Below are 16,490 nucleotides of genomic sequence, written 5' to 3'. Positions count from 1 at the left end.
AATATTTCCAATAATATATGGCAAAAAAGAGAATTTTAAGCGGCATGAGACCTACTGGAAAGCTTCATCTCGGTCACTATGTAGGTGCTCTTGAAAACTGGATTAAATTACAGGATGAATATGATAGCTATCATTTAATAGCTGACTATCATGTTCTTACTACGGATTTATCTACTGATGATATTTATAATAATACTATTGAAATGGTTATAGATTGGTTGGCTTGTGGATTAGACCCAAATAAAAGTCCATTTTTCAGACAGTCTCAAATTAAAGAACATGCAGAATTATTTCTTATTTTTTCCATGTTAATAACAAAAGCAAGACTTGAAAGAAATCCAACACTGAAAGAACAGGTAAGAGATTTAAATATTGAAAATATTGTTTATGGGCATTTAGGTTATCCAGTTTTACAGGCTGCTGATATTTTATTGTATAAAGGGGAAGCCGTTCCAGTTGGTGAAGATCAGGTTCCTCACATTGAAATTACAAGAGAAATTGCACGACGTTTTAATAATCAATATGGCGAAGTTTTTCCTGAACCAGAAGCTTTGCTTTCGAATTTTGCCAGACTCCCAGGTTTAGATGGAAATGCAAAAATGAGCAAATCTCTTGGAAATACTATTTTACTTTCCGATGAACCTGATACAGTTAATCAAAAATTAAGAAAGGCTGTTACGGACCCATTGAAGGTTAGAAAAAATGATCCGGGCAGGCCAGAAATTTGTCTTGTTTTTACTTATCATAAAAAATTTAATCCAGAAGAAACAGATGAAATTGAAAAAAATTGTCGCAGTGGTTCTCTTGGTTGTGTTGAATGTAAATCTAAATGTGCAGATAAAATAAATTTATTCTTAGAACCAATAATCGAAAAAAGAAAATTTTATGAAAATAATATTGAACAGGTTAAAGAAATTTTAACTGAAGGTGAAAGAAAAGCTAAAGTGACTGCTTCGGCAACTATGGAAGAAGTTCGTTCAAAAATGAAGTTGGGTTAAAGTGTATAAAATCAAACTTTCACATTTCGAAGGACCGCTTGACCTTCTCTTATTTTTTATTAAGAGAGACGAGCTGAATATTTATGATATTCCTATTTCTAAGATTACAAAGGATTTTATGGATTATCTTAAAATGCTGGAACAGCTCGACCTTGAAATTGCAGGTGATTTTATTCTCATGGCTGCAACTTTAATGCAAATAAAAGTAAAGATGCTTTTGCCTAAAGAAGTTGATGAGAAAGGAGAAGAAATTGACCCTCGTGCCGATTTGGTAAAAGCTTTGCTCGAATATAAACGTTATAAAGAAATGTCTGAAGAATTGAGCTTTATGGAATCTAATATGAGAAATTATAACTTTAGAGGAAATTTTGAATATGACAGCAAAGAATCAGCAACAAATTATGAAACATTATTAAGGAATATTACAATATATGATTTAATGAAAGCATTTAAAAAAGTTCTACTCGATAGAGTCGAACAACCTGTTCATCAAATCCAAAAGTGGAATGTTACAATTGAAGAACAAATGGATTACATTTCAAAAAAACTTAAAGAAAAAACACAAATCACTTTTCATGAACTGATGAAAGAAATGAAAAATAAAATCAGAATAATTGTAACATTCATTGCCATGTTAGAGATGGTAAAATCTGGTCAAATAGGTTTGAAAGAATCTTCGGGATTTAATGATTTCATAATCTATGGATTAAACAATGGATAATGCATACATATCAGTTGTAGAAGCATTGATTTTTGCAGCAGACGATCCAATTCCTGCTAAAGAAATTATTAATGCAATTAAAGAAATTGATGGAGCTGATATTGAAATTACAGAAGAAGATGTGGAAAAAACTGTAGACCAATTAAATGAAAAATATAACCAAAACGGAAATGCTTTTGTTATTCTTAAAATTGCTAACGGATATGTTTATGCTACAAAACCAGACCATGCAAAATATGTCGGGTATTTATCTACAGAAAAAAGCAAAAGAAGATTAAGTCAAGCTGCACTGGAAACACTGGCTATCATTGCTTATAAACAACCAATTACAAAACCAGAACTTGAATTAATTAGAGGAGTAAACTCAGATTATACATTGAATACATTGCTCGAAAAAAATTTAATTACAATTCAGGGAAGAGCCGATACTGTTGGAAGACCTCTTCTTTATGTTACAACAGATGAATTCCTGAAATATTTTGGCTTAAGAAATATTTCTGATTTGCCCAAACCCCGAGAAATTGAAGAGATTATGAAAGATGAAGATTTTCAGGAACAAAAAAGAAGAATTATGATGAACGAAGTAGAAGAAAACTTAGAAGAAGATTCTCATTCAGATTCTGAAGGTGATGAAGAAAATGAAAATGCGTTTGAATAAATTTATTGCAGAATGTGGTATAGCTTCGAGAAGAAAATCTGAAAGTTTTATTCTTGAAGGACGAGTTGCTGTTAATGGTAAATCTGTAAATCAGCTTTCGTTCGTTATTGATACAGATAATGATATTGTTACACTCGACGGTGAAAAATTAAAATTAGAAAAGAAAGTTTATTTTTTATTGAATAAACCTAAAGGTTATATCACAACAACAAGTGATGAAAAGAAAAGAAAAAAAGTAACTGATTTAATTAACACTCAGCATAAAATATTTCCAGTTGGTCGTCTCGATTACGATACTACCGGCGTTTTAATTTTAACTAATGACGGTGATTTTGCAAACTTTTTAACTCACCCTTCAAATCAAATTCCAAGAGAATACAAGGTATTATTGAATCGAGATTTAGAAGTTAAGGACAAAGAAAAATTATTAACAGGAATTTATCTCGACAAAAGAAAAAGCAAATTTGAAGAAATCAATTTTTTTCGAAAAGGGGATTATAAAAAAATCAAAGTTACTACAGTTGAAGGGAGAAATCGTTTTGTGAAAAGAATGTTTGGTGCATTAGGTTATCATGTCGAAGAACTTGAACGCATTCGATTTGGAACTTTTACACTTCAAAATCTTCCAAGAGGAAGTTATAGAAAATTAAGCTTTACAGAAATTCAGAATGTGTATAAAACTTATGGTAGATAAGGTATTATTAATTACATTTTTATTTGCAACATTCGCTTTTGCTCAAAAAGATACTTTAGATAAAAAGAATACTTCTAATTTTTATTCATTAAATGAACTTCGAGAACAATTAGATGATTCTTTTAATGACCCAAGTTTTAATAATTCTTTTTGTGGTGCATATATTCGCTCATTAAAAACCGGCGATGTAATCTATAAAAGAAATGCAGATAAACTTTTTGTACCTGCATCAAATATGAAATTATTTACTTCTTCGGCAGCACTAATTCTTTTAGGATATAATTATGTTTATGAAACTAATCTATATGCGAATGGAATTATTAAAAATGGTGTGCTGCAAGGAGATTTAATAATTCAGGGAACAGGTGACCCAACAATTTCTAATCGCTTTTTTCCGGGAAATACTACAAATATATTTGAACAATGGGCTGATAGTTTGCTTGCAAAAGGAATTACTCAAATTGAAGGAAATATTTTTGGGGATGATTCATATTTCGATAATATTGGACTGGGGAAAGGCTGGTTATCGGATTATGAATCTTTCTGGTTTTCTGCTCCTTCGGGTGCTCTCAGCTTTAATGATAATTCAATTGAAATCACAATTACTCCAGGAGAATTAAATTTTCCAGCAAATATTAAAATTAATCCTGATACAAAATATGTTACTGTAATCAGCAAAGTATTAACTGTTAGTAATTCAGAAGAACAAACTATTAAAGTATCAAGACTGAGAGGAACAAACTTAATAAGCATAACAGGAAAGATTAAGAAAAATTCTAAGCCAGTTGTCGAAAATATTTCTATTTCAGATCCAACTATGTTTTTTTTGACAGTCTTTAAAGAAGTTCTTGAGAAAAAAGGGATTATTGTTAAAGGTAAAATTGGTAGTGTTAATACTTCAGAAAAAATTATTATCTATCAGAATCTAATCCCATTAATCAACCATCAATCAGTCCCATTAAGAATGATTATTAAAGAATTGAATAAAAACAGTAATAATTTTTATGCAGAGCAAATATTAAAAACTATTGGTTTAGAAATTTATGGTTATGGAACATCCGAAAATGGAATTAAAGCATGCAAAGATTTATTTAACCAGATTGGAATTAACATAGATAATCTTGTTATGGTTGATGGCTCAGGTTTATCGCAATTAAATCTTGTTACACCTCGTCAAATTGTAAATCTGTTGAGTTACATGTATAAATCAAATGTTTTTAACTACTTTTATGATTCACTTCCAATTGCAGGGGTTGATGGAACTCTTTCTGATAGAATGATAAAAACAGCTGCTCAAAATAATGTTAGAGCTAAAGCTGGATTTAGTGCTTACAGTTCTTCTCTCTCTGGTTATGTTAAAACAGTTTCAGGAGAATATTTAGCATTTTCTATACTAATCAACAATTTTTTATCACCTTCAAGCCTGGTAAACTACATTCAAGATAATATCTGCAATAAATTGGCAAATTTTGTAAGAAATTAATGGAGGATAATTTGGAAAACTTCAATTTTGAACAAGAGTATAATTCATTAATTCAAAGACGTTATGAAGAACTAAACGAACTTATTTCAAAAGGCATTCTTCCTTATGCTTATAGTTATGATGTAAATAATTATTCAATGAATATTAAAAATAATTATGTGAATTATGAAGGCAAGGATGTTAGAATTGCAGGCAGAATCATGACTTTAAGAAGAATGGGGAAAGCTACATTTGCTCACATTCAGGATAATGAAGGAAGAATACAAATCTACTTGAAAAAAGATGACCTCGGTGATATTTATGATATCTTTAAACTTCTTGATATTGGCGATATAATCGGTGTTGAAGGATATGTTTTTAAAACAAAAACAGGAGAAATTTCTGTCCATTGCAAATCATATCAATTGCTTGCTAAATCATTAAGACCAATTCCAATTGCTAAAGAGGTAATAGATGAAAATGGAAATAAAATTATTTACGATCAGTTTGCAGATAAAGAACTCCGCTACAGACAGCGATATGTTGATTTGATTGTTAATCCGGATGTTAAAAAAGTTTTTATTACAAGAGCTAAAATTATTACTGAATTAAGAAAATTTTTAGACAGTAATAATATTCTTGAAGTGGAGACTCCTGTCCTTCAACCTTTGTATGGCGGAGCAACTGCAAGACCATTTATAACTCATCACAATGCTCTTGATATTGACCTTTATTTGAGAATTGCAGATGAACTTTATCTTAAAAGATTAATTGTTGGTGGTTTTGATGGTGTTTATGAAATTTCTAAGGATTTCCGAAATGAAGGAATGGACAAAACTCATAATCCAGAATTTACAATGCTTGAATTATATGTTGCATATAAAGATTACTTCTGGATGATGGATTTTGTTGAAAAGATGATTTCTGCTGTTTGTGTAAATGTTTTTGGAAAAACAGAATTTGAAATTGAAGGCAATAATATAAATTTTAATCCTCCTTGGAAAAGAATTTCTATGGTTGATGAATTAAAAAATTATACAGGTATTGATGTTCTGACTGCATCATATGAAGAATTAGTAAAAGCTGTTAAGCAAAGAGGAATTGAAATTAAAGGTGGTGAAAGCAAAGGTAAATTAATTGATGAACTATTTGAAGTAACAATTCAACCGCAGCTAATTCAACCAACTTTTGTTATGGATTATCCAATTGAACTTTCCCCCCTTGCAAAAAAACATCGAAGTAAAGAAGGTCTTGTTGAACGATTTGAAGGTTTTGTGCTTGGAAGAGAAATTTGCAATGCATTCAGCGAATTGAATGATCCAATTGACCAGAGAAAGAGATTTGAAGAACAGGCTAAGATGAGAGAAGCTGGCGATGAAGAGGCACATCAGATAGATGAAGATTTTTTAAGAGCTCTTGAATATGGAATGCCCCCGACTGCTGGTTTAGGAATAGGAATTGATAGATTGGTAATGCTGCTTACGAATCAACCATCAATTCGTGATGTAATTTTATTTCCACAAATGAAGCCAGAAAAATAAATAAGATGAAAAAAAATTTATTGAAATATTCACCAGCTGTAATCATTACATTACTTCTTGGAATTTATATTGGTTTGCAGCTTAATAGATTTTTGACAACCAGACAAAATTTACAAATCAAGAAATTAGAAAATGTTTTAAGATATACCGAGAGCTTTTACATTGATACACTTAAAAGAGAAAAACTTGTTGAAGATGCTATTGAAGGAATGTTCAGTAATCTTGACCCGCATACAGTTTATATTTCGCCTCAAGAACAACAAGTATCAGAAGAAGAATTTCGCGGAAACTTTGAAGGTATTGGTATAGAGTTTCAGATAATTAAAGATACTGTTGTTGTAGTTTCACCAATTACAGGAGGACCGAGTGAATTAGTCGGAATACTTTCAGGCGACAGAATTATAAAAATAAATGGTAAAAGTTGCATTGGTTTTACCAATGAACAAGTGATTAAATCACTTAGAGGTAAAAAAGGAACAAAAGTTGAAGTTACGGTATATCGTCCCTCAGTTGGAAAGCAAATAAATTTTAGTATTGTGAGAGATACTATAAATATCTACTCGGTCAATGCATCCCTAATTTATAATAAAGATATTGGATACATAAGCTTAAACAGATTTGCCGAAACTTCAACAAAAGAAATGATTGATGCATTGAAAAAATTATATTCATCCGGAATGAAAAAACTCGTTCTCGATTTAAGAAATAATCCTGGTGGATATCTTGAACAAGCAGTTCAAATAGCTGATTTATTTATTGATGATAAAAAATTAATTGTTTACACAAAAGGAAGATTAGATGAATTCAATGAAGAATATCGAGCAGAAAAAGAATATCCATATGAAAAAATTCCTTTGATAGTTCTTGTTAATCGTGGTTCTGCTTCTGCAAGTGAAATTGTAGCAGGTGCAATTCAAGATTGGGATAGAGGATTAATTGTTGGCGAAACAACTTTTGGCAAAGGCTTGGTTCAGCGTCAAATTGTTTTGCCAGATAATTCAGCAGTTAGAATCACAATAGCAAAATATTATACTCCTTCAGGCAGAGCTATACAAAGAAGTTATAAAGACAAAAAAAATTATTACAAAGAACTTTATGAAAGAGTTGAATTTGATTCAAATAATGTTGACCATTCTCTTGAAAAGAATAATTCGAAAGAAATATATAAAACAAAAAATGGACGAAAAGTACATGCCGGGAATGGAATCACACCTGACTATATTGTAGAAAATTATAAGGATTCTGAATTCTCAATAGAACTAAGGAAAAATAATCTCTACTATCTTTATGTAAGAAAATATATGGATAAAAAAGGAGAAGTTTTAAGACAAATATATAAGCATGATATGCAAAAGTTTATTCGTGAATTTAATTTTTCAGAAGATGATATGAAAACATTTATCGATTTTGTTAAAGAACAGAAAATAAAATTTAATTATGATGATTATCTGAAAGATAAAGAAATTACAAAAACAAGATTAAAAGCATTTGTTGCAAGAGATATATATAGAGATGAAGGCTGGTATTCAGTTATCTTAATGAGTGATAGACAGTTTCAAAAAGCAATTCAACATTTTAAAGAAGCTGAAGAAATGATAAGGTGAAATTTTGATTAAAAGTTTATATGTAAATAAAGAAAAAAATATTTTAATAAATAAAAAAGCCGTTCATAGATTAGTGCATTTTATCAAAAATGAATTCAATCTTTCTATAAAAAATTTGGAAATAAACTTTGTAAAACCAGATACAATTTTAACTATTAACAAAAATTATTTGAACCATGATTATTTGACCGATGTTATTTCCTTTAATTATTCAGATGAAAATTATAATTTAGATGCAGAGATATTTATATGTTGTGAAGCAGCAAAAGAAAATGCTAAAATTTATAAAGTGAAATATGAAGATGAATTAAGAAGATTGATTATTCACGGGATATTGCATTTGATAGGTTATGATGATATTAAAACATCACAAAGAAAAAAAATGAAACAGATAGAAGATTTACTTGTTAAAAGGACAAAAAAATTAGGAGAATTAACTAAATAGTATGAATTCAAAAATTGTTGACATATTAACAAAAATACTTGAAGGCATTGGACAGGGTTATACAATTGAAGAATTGAATCAAAATTTTATGAAAAAGAAAAAATATGATAAGCAAACTTTAAGTATTGCATTCAGCTTACTTTTTGATAAAATTACGTTTGAAAAAAGTAAATTAGAAAATGAATCCAGGAATAAAACCGGGGTAAGATTTTTAACAGAAGAAGAAAAAGAAATCTTAGGAACTGACAATTATAATTATCTATTGCATCTTTATAATGTAGGTTTAATTAATTCTGAAACAATGGAAGAGATACTTGACCAGATTTTTTTATTCCCTGAAAACCAAATAACAAAAAATGATATTAATTGGTTAGTTCTGTTATCGATTATAGATAATCACATGATAGTTCCACCTGGCAGCAGGGTTCTTTTATATACTTCCGATTCAGTCAATTAATGGTGAAAATAATGGGCAAAGACTTAATTGTTGTGGAGTCTCCCTCCAAAGCAAAAACTATAAATAAGTATGTTGGAAATAAATATATTGTCGAAGCTACGGTTGGGCATATTAAAAATTTGCCTAAAACAAAATTAGGCATAGACATTGAAAATAATTTTCAACCTAATCTTGTCGTAATTCGTGGCAAAAGCGATATAATAAAAAAAATTAAAAGTCTTGCTGATAAGTCAAATAAAATATTTATTGCTACAGACCCTGATAGAGAAGGAGAAGCAATTGCTCAAGATGTTGCAGATATTCTAGATGGAAAAAACAAAGAAAAAATTCATCGAGTACTTTTTAATGAGATTACAAAAAAAGCTGTTAACGAAGCACTTCAAAATCCACTAAAGATTGATGCTAAACTTGTAAGTTCTCAAAGGGCTCGTAGAGTGATGGATAGAATCATTGGCTATAAAGTAAGTCCATTTCTCTGGAAAGCTGTCATAGATTCATACGGTAGTTCATTATCTGCTGGAAGAGTTCAATCTGTTGCACTTAGATTAATTTGTGAAAGGGAAGAGGAGATAGAGAAGTTTATCCCAACAGAATACTGGTCAATCACAGCAGTATTCACTACAGAATCAGGAGAAGAAATTAAAGCAAAACTTTTTGAGGTAGATGGGAAACAAATTAAAATTCCTCCTAAACCAGAGATGACAGAGGATGAATGGAATGAATTTTTGAAAACTAATTTTGCAATAACCAAGAAAGATTTAGCTGAAGAAATCGTAAATAAAATTAGAAATATTAATCAATATATTATTGCCGATGTTAATAAAAAAGAATTTCGAAAAAATCCCTATCCGCCGTTTATTACAAGTACATTGCAAGTTGAAGCTTCAAGACAGCTAAGATTTCGTCCCCGCAGAACAATGATGATTGCTCAGCAACTTTATGAAGGTGTTGAAATTGGAAGCGATGGTTTAACAGGTTTAATTACTTATATGAGAACAGATTCTACTCGTTTGAGTGATGAAATTCTAAATGATGCAAGAATTTTTATTAAAGAAAATTTTGGTGAAGAATATCTTCCTGAAAAGGCAAGAACATATGAATCAAAAAAGAAAAATGTTCAAGATGCACACGAAGCTATTCGCCCAACTTCTCTTAAATACACTCCCGAATATGTTAAACCTTATTTAGATGAATCGCAATATAAATTATATGAATTAATATGGAAAAGATTCATTGCATCACAAATGGAATCAGCAAGAATTGAAAGTACAACAGTTAACATAAAAGCTAATGAATATTTGTTTAGAGCTTCGGGTACTACAGTCTTGTTTGATGGATTTCTTAAACTTTATGATGAATCGAAAGAAGATGCAACAGATGAAAATGGAAATGGATATAAGATTCCAGCTAAATTAAATGTAAATCAATCATTAAATCTAATTGAGATTACACCTAATCAACATTTTACAAAACCACCTGCACGATATACAGAAAGTTCATTAATTAAAGAACTTGAAAGCAATGGAATTGGAAGACCAAGTACATATGCTTTAATTGTAAGTACAATAATTGATAGAAATTATGTTGAACAGGTTGATAGAAAATTGATTCCTACACCGCTTGGTAGAAAAGTCAATGATATTTTAATAAAAAATTTCCCAAACATTTTCGATGTTGGATTTACAGCTAAGATGGAAGAAGAATTAGATTCAATAGCAGAAGGAGAAATTGATTATATCAAAGTCTTGAATGATTTTTATAAACCTTTTTCGGAAACATTAAGTAAAGTAGAAGCAAATTTAGAAAAAATAAAATGCGATAAATGCGGCTCTGATATGGAATTGAAAATAGGCAGATATGGAAAATTTTTAGCATGTACAAATTATCCTGAGTGCAAAAACATTAAATCCTTAAAAGAATTGAATAACGAAAATAATGAACCTAAATTTACTGGCGAGACATGTCCCAAATGTGGTTCAAGAACAGTTTTCCGAGAAGGTAAATTTGGAAGATTTATTGGCTGTGAAAAATATCCTGAGTGTGATTATACAAAAGTAATTACTACTGGCATTCAATGTCCAAAATGCAAAGAAGGAGAATTAACTGCTCGTAAAACAAAAAAGGGAAGATTATTCTATAGCTGCAGTAGATACCCTGATTGCGATTATGCCACATGGAAACTTCCAAAATCTGAAAACGAAGTAATTTCAGAAGAGGAAGAATTTATTTAATTTATAGTGGCTTAAATGACAAATAACATTTCAAAAATAATTGAAAATTTTTTAACTGAACTCTCTGGTGTTGCACGAGTTTCAGAAAACACACTTACAGCTTACAAAAGTGACCTGAATGATTTTGTTCAATTTTGTAATGAATGTGAAATAACATCTATAAACCAGATTAATGAACGACATATTAAATCTTACTTAATGATTTTAAATGAAAAGAAGTATTCAAAAAGCTCGGTTGCCAGAAAATTATCAGCACTTCGAAAATTATTTGATTTCGGTATAAAAAATGATATAATTAATAGTAATCCTGTAAAAAAAATTTCTAATCCAAAAATTCAGAGAAAACTCCCAGAAACAATAAGCAGTAATTTTTATGAAGAAATTTTAATTACAATAGAAAAGAAAATTAAAAATCCAGAGCAGAGGAAAAGAAATAAAGCTATATTTGAACTGTTGTATGGATGTGCATTACGTGTTTCAGAATTATGCAATCTGAATATCGAAGATGTTGATATTAAAAAAATGAATATAAGAATCTTGGGAAAAGGTTCTAAAGTAAGAATAGTTCCTTTGGGAACTAAATCACTTCCAATAATTCGGGATTACATTAATTCTCGAAATGATAATAATAATAATGCTTTATTTGTGGACGATGAAGGGAGGAGAATAAATCGTTTTTTTGTTTATAGATTGGTTAAGTATTTTTTAAAAGAAATTGAAATAAAAAGGAAAAGTCCGCATATACTTCGACATAGTGCTGCTACACATATGCTGGATAGAGATGCAGATTTATTAGCAGTCAAAGAAATTCTTGGTCATGAAAATTTATCAACAACACAAATTTATACTCATGTTAGTATAGAACGGCTTAAAAAAATATATAAACAAGCCCATCCAAAATCATTAAAGGAGTAGTTATGAATATTAAAATTACATCACGAAAATTCAGAGCTAAAGAATCATTAAAAAATTTTATCAAGGAAGAAATTAAATCCTTAGAAAAATTCAATGATCAAATTCTTGATGTTGATGTAATTCTAAGTTATACAAAACCTGAGGATAGTATAAAAACTGCAGAAATAATTTTACAAATTCCACACAAGACAATCTCAGTGGCTCAATCTAGTGATGATTTTGAAAAGTCTGTTAGTGGTGCTGTTGATAAATTAGTTAGACAACTTGAAAAGGTGAAAACAAAAAGAATAGCCAGGAAAAGGTCATGAAACTTGATGATAGAAATATCACAAGAAAAGAAAGTATTACTGTCGACTTTTTCTTTAAGAATACAAAAGACAGATTTAAATTACGGCTTCTTAATGAAGAGGTTGGTTTTGATAGATTAATTAAAGACCAGAATCTTCATCGTCCTGGTTTACCACTTGCAGGATTTTTAGATTTATTTGCTTACAACAGGATTCAGATATTCGGCAATACCGAGATGAGTTATCTTCATAATCTGAAAACAGAAGAAAAAAGAAAATCGCTTGAAAATATTTTTAAGTTTAATATCCCTTGTGTGATTATTACAAATGGCAATTTACCACCTCCCGAAATGCTTGAATTAGCAAATCAGTATAAAATTCCAATATTTGGTTCAGATTATTCAACTACAAAATTAATTTATTTGATTGGAGATTTCTTAGATGACCAATTTGCCCCAAGAATAACCATTCACGGTTCCTTTGTTGATGTTTATGGAGTTGGAATTTTATTTACTGGAAAGTCTGGAATAGGCAAAAGCGAAGTAGCTTTAGACTTAGTGGAAAGAGGTCATAGACTTGTAGCTGATGATGTTGTAATTCTTACAAAAAAAGGAGAAGGAATTTTAATGGGTTCAGGTACAGAACTGGTAAAACATTTTATGGAGTTACGTGGGATTGGTATTGTAGATGTAAGAAGTATGTTTGGAGTAAGAGCTATTAGATTTCAGAAAAGATTAGAAATAATAGTTGAACTTGAAATCTGGAATGAAAAAGAGGATTATACAAGAACTGGTCTGGATGATAATTATATGAAAATACTTGATGTAGAAATACCTTATATCAAACTACCAATTATTCCCGGGAAAAATATTACTGTAATCTCAGAAATAATTGCAATTAATTATTTGTTAAAGCATTATGGATACGATGCAGCTAAAGTTTTTCACGAGAGATTAGTAACTCTAATTAAACAAAAAGGAGAAAATTTTGACAGGACAGTTCAATATTTTGAACATGATTTTGAATAAAATTTAATAAAATTATTTATTGACACACAGATATTCATTTATTATTTTCGCACCACAAGTTTAGATATGAAAAAATTTTACTACTTTTCAAAATCAAAGCTCAAATTTGTAGAAATACAGAACTTTTATAAAAAGTTTGTATTTCTTGTTGTCTTTTTTTCTGTTCTGATTTCATTTTTTTTGTTTGGAACTTACTTTGTTTTTAATGAGTTTCTAAATCCAGATTCAGAAATCAGAGCATTAAAAAGGACAAACAAAGAGCTTAAAGAAAAACTTTACCAGATGGTAGAGCGTTATAAAAGTTTAGATGAACGTTTATCTAAACTTTCAGAAATGAGCCATGATTTAAGATTGGCTGCTAATCTAGAACCAATAGTTTATGATAAAGAAATTTATGGTACTGGAGGGTCTTCATTTACACCATTAACTAGTAATAGTCCAAGCGAACTTTCTGCTTTCCTTGATAAACTTGATTCTTATATTAATAAAGTATCTTTAAAAATTAAATTAGAAAAAGATAATTACGAAGAAATTTCTAATAAATTTAAAGAAAATGAAAAATTATTTGAATCAATACCTGCGATAAAACCTTGTTCGGGAACAATTGCTGATGATTTTGGTATGAGGGTTCATCCAATTCTAAAAATTAGAAGAATGCATAATGGAATAGACATAATTACAGATGTAGGGACAAATGTTTATGCTCCAGGTGCTGGGGTTGTAGATTTTATTGGAAACAGAAGCGGTTTTGGTTTAACCCTGGAAATCGACCATGGTTTTGGATATAGAACAATTTATGCGCATTTATCAAGTGTAAAAGTAAAATTAGGACAAAAAATTAGCCGTGGTGATATAATTGCTAAGACTGGCAATTCTGGATTTCTGACTACAGGACCACATTTGCATTATGAGGTTCGACACGATGGAATTGCTCTTAATCCATTGAATTTTATTTTAGAAGATGTTAATCTTTTTGATATTGTAAAAAAATAAGGAGGGATTAAAACTATGATCTGGACCGTCGAATTAGCTTCTTATTTAGATGACGCTCCATGGCCTGCAACAAAAGAAGAATTAATAGATTATGCAGAACGTATTGGTGCTCCAATTGAAGTAATTGAAAACCTCCAGGAATTGGAGGATTCTGATGAACCTTACGAATCAATTGAAGATATCTGGCCTGACTATCCCAGCGACGAAGATTTCTTCTACACAGACGATGATGAATTCAAATCATAATTATGAATTACGACTGGGGTAATGTAATAGAGCAAAGTCAGGCTAAAGAAATATTAATTAACTTCTTCGAATCAAGGCGTGTACCACACGCCTTGATTTTTAATGGCTTGGAAGGAATTGGAAAATATTTTACAGCACTTCAGTATGCTCAAATATTATATTCAAGTTACCCTGAGTCTATTAAGTTAAATGCAATAAAAAAAATAGAAAACCTCCAAGAACCATTTGTTAAATTAATTTTTCCTTTACCACGAGCCAAAGGAGAAACATCCGAAGATTCTTCAATAGATAAATTAACAAAAGAACAAATAGAATTAATTCAAACAGAATTAAGTAAAAAAATTCTAAATCCTTATTATAAAATTTATTTGGAAGATGCTAATACAATTAAGATAAACAGCATTAGAGAAATAAAAAAATTTATTGAATATGAATATGAAGATGCACCATTAAGATTTATTTTTATTCTGGATGCAGATTTAATGAATGAACAAACTCAAAATGCATTATTGAAAAATTTAGAAGAACCACCAGATGGTATAATTTTTTTCATAATAACTTCTAACATTGATAAATTACTTCCAACTATTCAATCGAGATGCTGGATAATTAATTTTAATCCATTAAGTGAGATAGCTGTAGAAAAAATATTAACTGATTATTTTAATATTGATGTCGATACTTCAAAGAAAGCCGCACATTTTTCTGATGGTTCAGTTCAAAAAGCACTTTTATTAATTGAAAAAGACTTTGATACATTGTTAGAAAAAGTAATCTCAATTCTTAGATATAGCATTGGGAAAAGATATTCAACAGCTTATCAGGAATTACTTGCTTCTATGTCTTATAATTCTCACGAGGAATTGAAAATTATAATTAGTTTGATAAAAGTATGGCTTGATGATGTAATGAAAGGGAAATTTCAAAATAATAATTATTATTTCAAAGATTATAGAGATACAATTGATAAATTTAATCTGAAATTTGGGAATGCAAACATAATTGAATTATATAATAAATTAGAATTACTCGAAGAAAACTGCGATAAAAATCTAAACTTGAATGTATTATCGCTTAATCTTATATTTGAATTAGCTTCATTATCAATTGGGAATTAATGGTGTCTCATATAAATTTACCTAATTCAGAAAATATAACTCTTATTAAAGAAAAAAATCTTAATGATAAGAAAAATCATAATAGCTACCAATCTTTAATAATAAAGAAACTTTATGATTTCAATGCTAATGTCAGCAGTTGTTTTTATTGTAATAATGTATTAGAACAAAAAGTCCCATTTGATAAAAGAAATATTATTGAAGTTAAATGTAATGGTTTATTAAGTTGTAATTTTTGTATGGTTCCACCTGAATTTTCTGAAGATTTGTATCCAGAAGATTTTATAATTGTGAAACAAGACGATTGCTTAGAAATTGCACAGGTTAAGTTATTAGGTGAAATTGTCAGACTCAAAAGAAGTTCTTTAGGATTAATAGATGAACCTTTGCCTGAAGTTGTAAGAAAATGTACTTCTGATGACTTAGAAAAAGTAAGAAAAAATTTGTCGGATGAAGAAAGAGCTATTCCAATATTTCAAAAATCAATTGAAAAACATAATCTTGAGATGAAGCTAATTAATGTTCATTTCCAGTTTGATAGAAAAAAATTATTTTTCTTTTATACAGCTGACGGCAGAGTTGACTTTAGAGAATTAGCAAAAGATTTAGCTGCAGAGTTTAAGACAAGAATAGAATTAAGACAAATTGGGGTTCGTGATGAAGCAAAGAAAATTGGTGGCATAGGAACTTGCGGCCGTGAATTTTGTTGCTCGGCATTCTTAAACAGCTTCAAAAGAATCACAACTCAGTTAGCGACAGAACAAAATTTACTTTCAAGTATGGGAAAATTAAGTGGTCCATGTGGAAAGCTTAAATGTTGCCTTTCATTTGAAGTTGATACATAAAAAACGCACATAATGTATATTATGTAAACTAATTAATAGTTTATTAAATAACACCACCGAATTTTAAATACAAATAAATAATTATCAATAATAAAACCAACCAGAATATTGGGCTCCTCCCTTTTATTCGATGTCTTCTTTTTCTTTGAAATCCTAATCTTCGTCGTAGTCGTTCTTCTGGATCTTTATCAGGGTCATAATATCTTGGGATATACTCAAATTCTTTTGGTTTTGGTCTTTTCATTAA

General features: G+C 29.6%; 18 protein-coding genes. 17 read left to right on the top strand and 1 reads right to left on the bottom strand.

The features are described from left to right. The first annotated feature begins 17 nt into the window (after positions 1-17). From trpS to VJY32_RS00995, 17 genes are all read left to right on the top strand, one after another. The gene (trpS, locus tag VJY32_RS01075; protein WP_353676024.1) at positions 18-998 is read left to right on the top strand and encodes a tryptophan--tRNA ligase; all 981 of its coding nucleotides are present in this window, start codon (positions 18-20) and stop codon (positions 996-998) included. Between the two features lies 1 nt (position 999). Beyond that, the gene (locus VJY32_RS01070; RefSeq protein WP_353676023.1) at positions 1,000-1,719 is read left to right on the top strand and encodes a segregation and condensation protein A; all 720 of its coding nucleotides are present in this window, start codon (positions 1,000-1,002) and stop codon (positions 1,717-1,719) included. Next, a complete protein-coding gene (gene scpB / locus VJY32_RS01065; protein ID WP_353676022.1) occupies positions 1,712-2,377 on the top strand; it encodes an SMC-Scp complex subunit ScpB in 666 nt (221 codons plus the stop codon). Before VJY32_RS01070 ends, scpB begins: the two co-directional genes overlap by 8 nt. Next, positions 2,358-3,071 (top strand): pseudouridine synthase, encoded by a 714-nt coding sequence (locus VJY32_RS01060; RefSeq protein ID WP_353676021.1) that lies wholly within the window; start codon positions 2,358-2,360, stop codon positions 3,069-3,071. The genes scpB and VJY32_RS01060 overlap by 20 nt, the downstream gene beginning before the upstream one ends. Next, positions 3,061-4,554, top strand: coding sequence for a D-alanyl-D-alanine carboxypeptidase/D-alanyl-D-alanine endopeptidase (gene dacB, locus VJY32_RS01055; RefSeq protein ID WP_353676020.1), 1,494 nt, complete (start codon positions 3,061-3,063; stop codon positions 4,552-4,554). The genes VJY32_RS01060 and dacB overlap by 11 nt, the downstream gene beginning before the upstream one ends. Next, positions 4,554-6,074 carry a lysine--tRNA ligase gene (lysS, locus tag VJY32_RS01050; protein ID WP_353676019.1) on the top strand — a complete coding sequence of 507 codons (1,521 nt, stop codon included), beginning with the start codon at positions 4,554-4,556 and terminating at the stop codon, positions 6,072-6,074. Before dacB ends, lysS begins: the two co-directional genes overlap by 1 nt. Positions 6,075-6,079: 5 nt before the next feature. Next, complete coding sequence (locus tag VJY32_RS01045) at positions 6,080-7,678, top strand: S41 family peptidase (RefSeq protein ID WP_353676018.1); 1,599 nt, start codon at positions 6,080-6,082, stop codon at positions 7,676-7,678. A 4-nt stretch (positions 7,679-7,682) separates the two neighbouring features. Next, positions 7,683-8,123: an rRNA maturation RNase YbeY gene (ybeY, locus tag VJY32_RS01040; RefSeq protein ID WP_353676017.1), complete on the top strand. Its 441-nt coding sequence runs from the start codon at positions 7,683-7,685 to the stop codon at positions 8,121-8,123. Between the two features lies 1 nt (position 8,124). Beyond that, complete coding sequence (locus tag VJY32_RS01035; protein ID WP_353676016.1) at positions 8,125-8,580, top strand: DUF494 family protein; 456 nt, start codon at positions 8,125-8,127, stop codon at positions 8,578-8,580. 11 nt (positions 8,581-8,591) lie between these two features. Next, positions 8,592-10,811 (top strand): type I DNA topoisomerase, encoded by a 2,220-nt coding sequence (topA, locus tag VJY32_RS01030; RefSeq protein WP_353676015.1) that lies wholly within the window; start codon positions 8,592-8,594, stop codon positions 10,809-10,811. A 15-nt stretch (positions 10,812-10,826) separates the two neighbouring features. Beyond that, positions 10,827-11,726 carry a site-specific tyrosine recombinase/integron integrase gene (gene xerA, locus VJY32_RS01025; RefSeq protein WP_353676014.1) on the top strand — a complete coding sequence of 300 codons (900 nt, stop codon included), beginning with the start codon at positions 10,827-10,829 and terminating at the stop codon, positions 11,724-11,726. 2 nt (positions 11,727-11,728) lie between these two features. Then, the gene (gene hpf / locus VJY32_RS01020) at positions 11,729-12,034 is read left to right on the top strand and encodes a ribosome hibernation-promoting factor, HPF/YfiA family (RefSeq protein WP_353676013.1); all 306 of its coding nucleotides are present in this window, start codon (positions 11,729-11,731) and stop codon (positions 12,032-12,034) included. After that, positions 12,031-13,041, top strand: a complete 1,011-nt coding sequence (gene hprK / locus VJY32_RS01015; RefSeq protein ID WP_353676012.1) for an HPr(Ser) kinase/phosphatase — start codon at positions 12,031-12,033, stop codon at positions 13,039-13,041. Before hpf ends, hprK begins: the two co-directional genes overlap by 4 nt. A gap of 66 nt (positions 13,042-13,107) precedes the next feature. Then, positions 13,108-14,034 carry a M23 family metallopeptidase gene (locus VJY32_RS01010; RefSeq protein ID WP_353676011.1) on the top strand — a complete coding sequence of 309 codons (927 nt, stop codon included), beginning with the start codon at positions 13,108-13,110 and terminating at the stop codon, positions 14,032-14,034. A 15-nt stretch (positions 14,035-14,049) separates the two neighbouring features. Continuing rightward, the gene (locus tag VJY32_RS01005) at positions 14,050-14,280 is read left to right on the top strand and encodes a DUF2795 domain-containing protein (RefSeq protein WP_353676010.1); all 231 of its coding nucleotides are present in this window, start codon (positions 14,050-14,052) and stop codon (positions 14,278-14,280) included. 2 nt (positions 14,281-14,282) lie between these two features. After that, a complete protein-coding gene (locus VJY32_RS01000) occupies positions 14,283-15,398 on the top strand; it encodes a DNA polymerase III subunit (RefSeq protein WP_353676009.1) in 1,116 nt (371 codons plus the stop codon). Further along, positions 15,398-16,243, top strand: coding sequence for a PSP1 domain-containing protein (locus tag VJY32_RS00995; RefSeq protein ID WP_353676008.1), 846 nt, complete (start codon positions 15,398-15,400; stop codon positions 16,241-16,243). The genes VJY32_RS01000 and VJY32_RS00995 overlap by 1 nt, the downstream gene beginning before the upstream one ends. 43 nt (positions 16,244-16,286) lie before the next feature. Here VJY32_RS00995 and VJY32_RS00990 read toward each other — a convergent pair whose 3' ends face one another. After that, positions 16,287-16,487, bottom strand: coding sequence for a hypothetical protein (locus VJY32_RS00990; protein ID WP_353676007.1), 201 nt, complete (start codon positions 16,485-16,487; stop codon positions 16,287-16,289). Positions 16,488-16,490: the final 3 nt, after the last annotated feature.

The sequence above is a fragment of the Rosettibacter primus genome (assembly GCF_036860675.1).
GTDB classification, from domain to species: Bacteria; Bacteroidota; Ignavibacteria; order Ignavibacteriales; family Melioribacteraceae; genus Rosettibacter; species Rosettibacter primus.
The sequence above is the reverse complement of the archived record's forward strand: the minus strand, read 5'-3'. Positions and strand labels throughout refer to the sequence as shown.

Excerpts from the sequence above, each read along its gene's own strand:
- scpB (WP_353676022.1), top strand. The coding sequence starts at position 1,712 with ATGGATAATGCATACATATCAGTTGTAGAAGCATTGATTTTTGCAGCA.
- VJY32_RS01045 (WP_353676018.1), top strand. The coding sequence starts at position 6,080 with ATGAAAAAAAATTTATTGAAATATTCACCAGCTGTAATCATTACATTA.
- hprK (WP_353676012.1), top strand. The coding sequence starts at position 12,031 with ATGAAACTTGATGATAGAAATATCACAAGAAAAGAAAGTATTACTGTC.
- VJY32_RS00995 (WP_353676008.1), top strand. The coding sequence starts at position 15,398 with ATGGTGTCTCATATAAATTTACCTAATTCAGAAAATATAACTCTTATT.
- xerA (WP_353676014.1), top strand. The coding sequence starts at position 10,827 with ATGACAAATAACATTTCAAAAATAATTGAAAATTTTTTAACTGAACTC.
- dacB (WP_353676020.1), top strand. The coding sequence starts at position 3,061 with ATGGTAGATAAGGTATTATTAATTACATTTTTATTTGCAACATTCGCT.
- VJY32_RS01035 (WP_353676016.1), top strand. The coding sequence starts at position 8,125 with ATGAATTCAAAAATTGTTGACATATTAACAAAAATACTTGAAGGCATT.
- hpf (WP_353676013.1), top strand. The coding sequence starts at position 11,729 with ATGAATATTAAAATTACATCACGAAAATTCAGAGCTAAAGAATCATTA.
- VJY32_RS01005 (WP_353676010.1), top strand. The coding sequence starts at position 14,050 with ATGATCTGGACCGTCGAATTAGCTTCTTATTTAGATGACGCTCCATGG.
- VJY32_RS01060 (WP_353676021.1), top strand. The coding sequence starts at position 2,358 with ATGAAAATGCGTTTGAATAAATTTATTGCAGAATGTGGTATAGCTTCG.
- lysS (WP_353676019.1), top strand. The coding sequence starts at position 4,554 with ATGGAGGATAATTTGGAAAACTTCAATTTTGAACAAGAGTATAATTCA.
- VJY32_RS01000 (WP_353676009.1), top strand. The coding sequence starts at position 14,283 with ATGAATTACGACTGGGGTAATGTAATAGAGCAAAGTCAGGCTAAAGAA.
- topA (WP_353676015.1), top strand. The coding sequence starts at position 8,592 with ATGGGCAAAGACTTAATTGTTGTGGAGTCTCCCTCCAAAGCAAAAACT.
- VJY32_RS01010 (WP_353676011.1), top strand. The coding sequence starts at position 13,108 with ATGAAAAAATTTTACTACTTTTCAAAATCAAAGCTCAAATTTGTAGAA.
- trpS (WP_353676024.1), top strand. The coding sequence starts at position 18 with ATGGCAAAAAAGAGAATTTTAAGCGGCATGAGACCTACTGGAAAGCTT.
- VJY32_RS00990 (WP_353676007.1), bottom strand. The coding sequence starts at position 16,487 with ATGAAAAGACCAAAACCAAAAGAATTTGAGTATATCCCAAGATATTAT.